Annotated in this window: 5 protein-coding genes; 2 read left to right on the top strand and 3 right to left on the bottom strand. The window is 72.8% G+C overall.

All coding sequences use genetic code 11. The features are described 5' to 3' along the window. The coding region (locus AC1DY2_RS16455) for an ABC transporter permease (RefSeq protein WP_476763395.1) at positions 1 to 799 on the bottom strand (799 nt) is incomplete at its 3' end. 130 nt (positions 800 to 929) lie between these two features. After that, entirely contained in the window at positions 930 to 1,955 is a 1,026-nt protein-coding gene (locus tag AC1DY2_RS16450) for an ATP-binding cassette domain-containing protein (RefSeq protein WP_476763394.1), read from the bottom strand. A 60-nt stretch (positions 1,956 to 2,015) separates the two neighbouring features. Between AC1DY2_RS16450 and AC1DY2_RS16445 the strand changes: the two genes are divergently transcribed. Both AC1DY2_RS16445 and AC1DY2_RS16440 read left to right on the top strand, forming a co-directional pair. Next, positions 2,016 to 3,005 carry a helix-turn-helix transcriptional regulator gene (locus tag AC1DY2_RS16445; protein WP_476763393.1) on the top strand — a complete coding sequence of 330 codons (990 nt, stop codon included), beginning with the start codon at positions 2,016 to 2,018 and terminating at the stop codon, positions 3,003 to 3,005. Between the two features lie 48 nt (positions 3,006 to 3,053). Continuing rightward, complete coding sequence (locus AC1DY2_RS16440) at positions 3,054 to 3,542, top strand: VOC family protein (protein ID WP_476763392.1); 489 nt, start codon at positions 3,054 to 3,056, stop codon at positions 3,540 to 3,542. A 26-nt stretch (positions 3,543 to 3,568) separates the two neighbouring features. Here the strand turns inward: AC1DY2_RS16440 and AC1DY2_RS16435 are convergent, their stop codons facing one another. Beyond that, positions 3,569 to 4,006, bottom strand: coding sequence for an META domain-containing protein (locus AC1DY2_RS16435; RefSeq protein WP_476763391.1), 438 nt, complete (start codon positions 4,004 to 4,006; stop codon positions 3,569 to 3,571). Positions 4,007 to 4,180 lie beyond the last annotated feature (174 nt).

Below are 4,180 nucleotides of genomic sequence, written 5' to 3'. Positions count from 1 at the left end.
CGCCGAGTCCGAGGCCGACCCCGCAGGTGGCGACCGCGGCGATCACGGCACCGAGCACGGCGGGGGCGCCGAAGTCGCCGGCGAGGAGAGCCCGCTCGCCGGCGACGAGGTAGCTGAGCGGATTGACCGCGGCGGCGGCCTTCATCCAGTCGGGGCCGTCGTCGAGCGGCAGCAGCATGCCCGACAGGATCATCAGCGGGAAGAGCAGCGTCTGGTGCACCATCCAGAACATCCAGTCGCGGTTGCGGCAGGCGAGGGCGAGCCGGTAGCTGAGGGCGCCGAAGCCGACGCCGAAGACGGCGAGCACGACGAGGCCCGCGACGAGGCCCGGCACGTCGAGCGAGAAGCCGAACGGCACCGCGACGAGCACCACGATGGTGCCCTGGATCACGAGCGGCACGACCTCCTTGAGGGCCCGGCCGACGAGCAGGGCGCTCCGCGACAGCGGCGCGACCAGGGTGCGCTCGTGCGAGCCTGTCTGCATCTCGAACAACAGGTTCGCACCGGTCGACGCCGTGCCGAACAGCGCGACCATGACGAGGATGCCCGGCACGAACCACTGCAGCGTGCCGCCGACGTCACCGCCCGACGCGCCGATGAGCAGCGGCCCGAACAGCCCGAGGAAGACGAGCGGCTGCACGAGCGAGAAGATCACGCTGAACGGGTCGCGCACGAGTGGCCGCGATTCGCGCGCGAACACCGTGGCGGTGTCGTGCACGAAGCCGGTCGGGCGAGCGGATGCCGTGGGGCGGCCGGTCTCGGTGGCGACGGCGGATGCGGCGGGGCTGATGGTGTTCATGAGCGGTTCCTTTCGGATCTGAGTTGAGTGCGCGGAAAAGCAGGAACATCTGCGCGACGCGCCGGCTGCGCCGAGGGTTCCGGATGTCGCAACGGCGTGTCTTCCTACATTTCGGTGGGTGGCGGTGGCGTCAGGCGACGGCGGCGGGCTCGGCGGATGCGGCGGCGGGCGCCGCGGCGGCGGCCTCCTCGCGGAGGCTCCGACCCGTGAGCGCGAGGAACACGTCGTCGAGTGTGGGCTGGCGGTGGGTGGCGGCGACGACCTCCAAGCCGGCGTCGCCGAGCTCCCGGATCCAACTGGGGAGTGCCCGGTCGCCGTCCGAGACGGTCGCCGTCACGACCGTGCGGTCGGCACCAGCCGCGTCGTCGACCGACCCGCCGATCCGCGCGGCGGCGGCCGCGGCATCCGTCGCCGAGGCGAAGGCGAGCGTCACCCGGTCGCCGGCGAGCGACTCCTTGAGCGCCCAGGCGGTGTCGTCGGCGATGACGGCCCCGTGGTCCATGACCATGACGCGCTCGGCGAGCTGGTCGGCCTCGTCGAGGTAGTGCGTGGTGAGGAAGATCGTGGTGCCGGTCGTGCGGCGGAGCTCGACGATGTGCTCCCACAGGTTGGCCCGGCTGTGCGGGTCGAGCCCCGTCGACGGCTCGTCGAGGAACAGCAGTTCGGGGCGGTGGATGAGCCCGAGGGCGATGTCGAGCCGGCGCTTCTGGCCGCCCGAGAGCGACTGCACCTGCCGGTTCGCCACCTGACCGAGCTCGAGCGACTCCACGAGCTCGGCGGCCCGCGCCCGCGTCTCGCGACGGCCGAGCCCGTAGAACGCGCCCTGCGCGTGCAGCTCGTCGCGCACCCGCTGTGTGTGCCCGCCCGAACTGCCCTGGCCGACGTAGCCGATCCGGCGGCGCACGCCGGCCGGGTCTCGCCGGATGTCGCAGCCCGCGACGGTCGCCTCGCCCGTGGTGGGCGGGAGCAGCGTCGTGAGCATGCGGAGCGTCGTCGACTTTCCGGCGCCGTTCGGGCCGAGGAAGGCGACGAGCTCTCCGGCTCCGACGGAGAGGTCGACGGAGCGGACGGCCTCGACGAGCTGCCCCTTGGAGCGGAACGTCTTCGTGAGGCCTCGGGCGGTGATCATCTCGTTCGTTCGGTTGTGGTTCGTCATGCAGCAAGTCTTCCGAGATATCCGGTCACTTTTTGTCCGCATGAAAGCCATACTTGGACTATGGCCGCCACGACCTCGAGGACGCTCGAACTCCTCTCCCTGCTGCAGAGCCACCGCCATTGGCCGGCCCTCGAACTCGTGGACCGGCTCGGCGTCTCGGACCGCACGCTGCGGCGCGACGTGGAGCGCCTGCGCGAGCTGGGCTACGGCATCGAGTCGATGCGGGGGAGCGCGGGCGGCTACCGTCTGGAGGCTGGCACCGGCCTGCCCCCGCTGCTCCTCACCGACGACGAGGGCGTCGCGATCGCCGTCGGCCTGCGCTCGCAGGCGACGGCCGGGCTGCGCGGGGCCGAGCACACCACGCTCAGCGCGCTGGCGAAGATCGAGCAGGTGCTGCCGCCCGCCCTGCGCCGACGCATCGACGCGCTGCAGTCGCACGCCACCGTGGGCGCGGGCACGCGCGAGTCATCCGGCCGCCCGGCGCCCGAGATCGACACCGAGCTGCTCGGGCTGCTCGCGCTCGGGTGCCGTGACTCCGAGCGACTGCGATTCAACTACACGGATGCCGCGGGCGAGTCGACCTCGCGCGTCGTCGAGCCTTACCGGCTCGTGCCCGTGGCCCGGCGCTGGTACCTGCTCGCGTGGGATCGCCAGCGCGAGGACTGGCGCACCTTCCGGCTCGACCGCATCAGCGACGTGTTCCAGACGAGGGTGCGGTTCGAGCCGCGGCCGATGACCGACGAGGCGGCGCGCCGGCGGGTGGAGACCGCCCTGCGGTACCGCGACCGCAGCGTGCGTGCGCGCGTGATCGTCGACCTGCCGCGAGCAGGGCTGATGGAGCACCTCGGGCCGTATGGCCGCGACGTGGTGGCCGACGGTCCCGCCCGGTGCGTCTGGCCGCTCGAGGCGGAGGGGCCCCAGGCCCTCGCGATGGCGCTCGTCTGGCTGCCGCCGGGTGCGGGCTATCGCGTGGAGGGGCCGCCCGAGCTGCTCGACTTCCTCACGGCGCACAGCGCCCGGCTCGTCGCCGCGGTCGAACCGACCGCCTGAGCCCCCATCGGGGTTGCGGATGCCGGTGATGCGGCGTTCCCTTGGCGCATGGATATCGCATTCGTGGCCGGCTTCGGCCCCATCGGCACCGCCGATTCCTCGTCGGCCGACTTCTGGCGCGGCGCCTTGGGCATCCCGTTCAGCGAGGACGAGGGGTACTTCCACACCGAGGAGTTGCCGGGCGTCAACGCGTTCGCGATCTGGCCGCTCAGCCAGGCGGCCCAGGCCACGTTCGGCACGACCGAGTGGCCGACCGATCGCCCCGTGCCGCAGGCGTGGATCGAGTTCGACGTCGAGACGCCTGCGGCCGTCGGCGAGGCGGTCGAGGAACTGCGGTCGAGCGGGCACGAGATCCTCATCGGCGCGCACGAGGAGCCGTGGGGGCAGACGACCTCGCGCCTCCTGAGCCCCGAGGGCCTCCTCGTGGGCGTGAGCTACACGCCCTGGATGCACGAGCCGGCAGAGGTGGGCAATGCCGTGCTCGGCTACGACCCGGAGGTCGATGCGTTCGGCGCCGGAGGGCCGGGACCGGTGTAGCCCGCGCCGCGGCGGGCCGGCCAGGCCTACCCGTCGGCGCGTTCGAGGGTGCCGACCTTGCGGCCGGCCGGGCCGTACACGGTCATCGTCGACCCGTCCACCTTCGCGGTGTCGAGCCCGGCGAGCCACGTGTCGACGTCGGCGCACATCATCATGGTGGACGCCACGTTCGAGAACGTCACCGTGTCGCCCTCCTGCGTCCACCCGCCGTTGAGCTGGTTGCAGCCGTCGGTGCCGGTGAGCGTGCCGTCCTTCGCGAGCACGAGCGACGGCTGCGTGGAGTCGTCCACATCGCCCCACTCGCCCACGGCGCTCTCGCTGCTCGAGCCCTTGGTGCTCGCCGAGGCCGAGGCGCTCGCGCTGCCGCCGCCCGCGGCGACGACCCCGGCGCAGCCGGACAGCGCGAGCGCCGCCGCGAGGAGGATGGTTCCGGCCAGGGTGGTGGTGCGCAGCATCCGTCGCATGCGGCACATCGTACGCCCGGGGCGCTCAGCGTCCCGCGGGAATCGCCGACGCGCGGGCGGCACGGGCGAGGGCGTCGCGACAGGCCACGACGCCGGGCCGTTCGGCGGCGGCGAGCCTCGTCGAGCTGAAGACCTCGCGCTCGGGATGTCCGGGCAGGTCGACGAGCTCGACGC

The organism is Agromyces sp. P1_H4 (genome assembly GCF_056405255.1).
This window is presented reverse-complemented; position numbering and strand designations above follow the sequence as displayed.

What these genes read in the sequence shown, in the direction of transcription:
- AC1DY2_RS16450 (WP_476763394.1), bottom strand. Translation starts at nt 1,955, where the DNA reads ATGACGAACCACAACCGAACGAACGAGATGATCACCGCCCGAGGCCTC.
- AC1DY2_RS16435 (WP_476763391.1), bottom strand. Translation starts at nt 4,006, where the DNA reads ATGCGACGGATGCTGCGCACCACCACCCTGGCCGGAACCATCCTCCTC.
- AC1DY2_RS16440 (WP_476763392.1), top strand. Translation starts at nt 3,054, where the DNA reads ATGGATATCGCATTCGTGGCCGGCTTCGGCCCCATCGGCACCGCCGAT.
- AC1DY2_RS16445 (WP_476763393.1), top strand. Translation starts at nt 2,016, where the DNA reads ATGGCCGCCACGACCTCGAGGACGCTCGAACTCCTCTCCCTGCTGCAG.